At 58.4% G+C, this 3,004-nt stretch carries 1 protein-coding gene and 1 pseudogene; both read right to left on the bottom strand.

The features are described 5' to 3' along the window. Nucleotides 1-272 precede the first annotated feature (272 nt). Nucleotides 273-1,216, bottom strand: a pseudogene (locus H8B02_RS46535) (transposase); the annotation flags it as partial. A gap of 359 nt (nucleotides 1,217-1,575) precedes the next feature. Next, nucleotides 1,576-2,601: an NAD(P)-dependent oxidoreductase gene (locus H8B02_RS46540; protein ID WP_229172410.1), complete on the bottom strand. Its 1,026-nt coding sequence runs from the start codon at nucleotides 2,599-2,601 to the stop codon at nucleotides 1,576-1,578. Nucleotides 2,602-3,004 lie beyond the last annotated feature (403 nt).

The raw sequence follows: 3,004 nt of genomic DNA on the forward strand, positions 1-3,004 counted from the left end.
TCAACTGAGCATTGTGTAACCCGCGCAGTATCAGATCCGAGGTTGGCCCTTGCATGATTCGGCCCGTTTCTGAGGCCGCTTCAAACTCACATTCGGTCGCCGTCTGCTACGGCTGCACCATTATCTCGCTTACGTCGGGCGACGGGCTCAGGAGGACGAGCCATACTCGTAAATGGGGCTTGTGATCCAATTCGGCGTTCGGTTCGTCCACCCGGATCTGCCGAGATTGATCAGATCTCGGAGCTTAGAGAATTTGGATTAGTCGGAGAGTGTCAGGAGGTGGCTTTCATTGCTGCTCCCTCGATGACGACTCCTGCAGTAGCATACTTCCATAAAGCGATGAGACGCTTGCGCGCGAGCGCGCCATAACCAAGCCAGCTGTATCATCGCTGTCCGCAGCCGCGGATAGCCTGCCTTGGACACCTCTTGTTCGCGATCAAACCGATCCACTCTGTCAAGGCGTTGGCCAGTCCGGCATACGCCGCCACTTGCCGCCGGTTCGCAAAGCTGCGGAACAGTCCCTCGGACCAGATGATCGCTGCGTGCTCTGGGCTGACTCCCTTCAGATTTACCATGGCAGTGGAGCTGGAACGCTTTCGCGCGCATGCTCACAAGCAACGCGTCCCGCTCGGCCTCGATAGCTGCATGACGACGAACTCAAGCGAGTTCGCGGACAATCTGAGCCTTGAGATGTGCAGGCAAGGCGCGGCCCTCACTCGTCTTCACCTCATCCAGCCACCTTCGGCAATTGCGACGGAGAGGTTCATAGTCGCAGATCCCTTGGGTGAATAGGAGACCTTTGACGCGGTGGACGTGTTCGATCCGCTTGGCCAGCAAGATCTTGCGTTTGCGGCAGATCCGGCGGCGACTCTCTTCCTGGGGAGTTGGCGCCCTAACCATGGCGCACACCCGAGGCTCCCCGCGCTTATGGGCCATAAGCGTACGGACCGCTTATGGGCCATGAGGGTACGGACCAATGTTTCTCCGTCGATGGTATCGGTCTCGGCTCGCCGGCGCCTGCGTGACGTCAATATCGATGCAGGATCAACTACGTGGCTTTCGATGCTCTCCCTATCCAGCACGCGATGGATCCAGAAGCCGTCCAGTCCAGTTTCCTGGATGACAATAATCGGAACATCGACACCCGTTCGCGCGTGCGCTTTCTGCTTGAACCGCGCAAACGCTCCAGAAGTTCTCCGACATTCCCGCTGAGGATCGGGAGTGTTCGACCGCTCGGCCCGCTAGCATGACGTCCTCAGCAGGCTTGTCTACGACTGGCCCGTGAGCCGCATCGACGAGCAACCCGGAGCCAGCTGCCGTGGCCTGGACGTACCGCTTACGCACCAGCGGAAGTGCATATTGATGACCTGGTCAAGCGCCGGTCGCAAGAGGTCCTTCTGGCGATTATCTCTTGCCATCCAATCCCGCCGGCGACCATCGACGCACAACCGAAATCGAATGACGAACTGCGCAAACACGGATCTTATAATCGCAAGAAAACGGGCACCGATGCCCGCTTTCAATCACGTGGACTCGAACCGGCGGCTCACCACGATCTGAATTCGTAAGGGCGACCTAGTAACCCAAGTCTAGGTTAACCTCGCGTGTGAGCGACTTTCCCGTCGCAAACTCCACCAAGTTCTGAGTACCCAAGTCAAGATACCGCTCGAGCACGTCGTCCGCATTGGCCGCCTGGTCGATGGAGCCGGTGACATTCGGAAGCTTCTGGATCTCCAGCCGGGGTACCCAGCTGATTGGAAAGGTTTTACCGAAATCGTACATCGGCCAGACATCTGCCGCGTAGCCGCGCAGGCGACCGGACGTCAGCGCCTCGTGAAGCGGCTTCTCCTGGACCAGCGAGCCACGGGCGATGTTCACTAGGAAGGCAGACGGTTTCATGGCAGCCAGTTCTAGCTTGCCGAAGAAGCTGGAAGTTTCAGCCGTATTGGGAGTCGCCAGGACGATATAGTCGCATTTCGCGAGCACAGAATGCAGCTCGTCCATTCCATGCATCGAATCGACGTATTCGACCTGCCGCTCCTTGTTGCGACGCACGCCGATAACGTGCATGTCGAATGCCTTCGCACGCTTGGCAATGTGGCTCCCGATGCTCCCGACCCCGATGATTCCGATTGTGCGACCATGCAGCATCGCCGATCGGTACTCGTCTGCGAACAGGGGGAAGAGCCTTCGCTTGTCCCGCGAAGCTTCATTCTTGAGTATGGTCTTCTTCGCGAGGGCAAGCAGGAACATCATCGCCTGCTCCGCAACCGCAATCGCATTGGCGCCGCGGGCATTCGCCACCTTGAAACCGCGTTGCTTCGCCAGCGCAAGCACACCCATTCTCCTGAGATCGTCGACGCCGGTGTGCAGCCAGGATAGGATCTTGAGTTTTTCCGCGATTTCAAGAATGCCGTCCGGAAGCGTCCAGCCGATGAACGCGTCGGCGTCGACGGCGTGGCGCTTCAGGTCCGAGTATGTGCTCTCGAAGCGGGAAAAGTACTCTCCTTCCGGGGCCACGACTTCCGTGCCACGCGGCACGTTCTGCTTGATCAAATCGATCTCGGCTTCCGTCGCATGCCACAAGCAAAGAACCTTCATCGTTCAGCTTCTCCTTGGTTGTCAGTTGATAGATCGGTGATTTTTCGCCGATATAGTGTAGCGCGCACTCCAAATGGCGCTCCCAGCGGAGCATACCAGCATCACGTTGTGAAATGCGCCGCGCATTCGCGACCTTGCGCAGAATTTCGGCAGTAGCACGACCCACATCAGGGAAATTCAGCTTTGAATCGCCGCTATGGTTCATGAATGTTAACACAATCCCTCCCCTCCCTCGGAGTCCTGCTCCTCGATCGCGGGCCGGGCAGCCCGCCGCTGCCGCTTCGGCCATTGTCGATGATAAATCCGGCTACCTACGATTTCCCAGTTATCTTGGAAACAGTCCCGGGAGCTTGGGCGGAGACCGTTATCCGCGGCGACCCGGCGCTCGAGCCGGGCTACATCG

It is taken from the genome of Bradyrhizobium altum (assembly GCF_020889705.1).
GTDB classification, from domain to species: domain Bacteria; phylum Pseudomonadota; class Alphaproteobacteria; order Rhizobiales; family Xanthobacteraceae; genus Bradyrhizobium; species Bradyrhizobium altum.

Excerpts from the sequence above, each read along its gene's own strand:
- H8B02_RS46540 (WP_229172410.1), bottom strand. The coding sequence starts at position 2,601 with ATGAAGGTTCTTTGCTTGTGGCATGCGACGGAAGCCGAGATCGATTTG.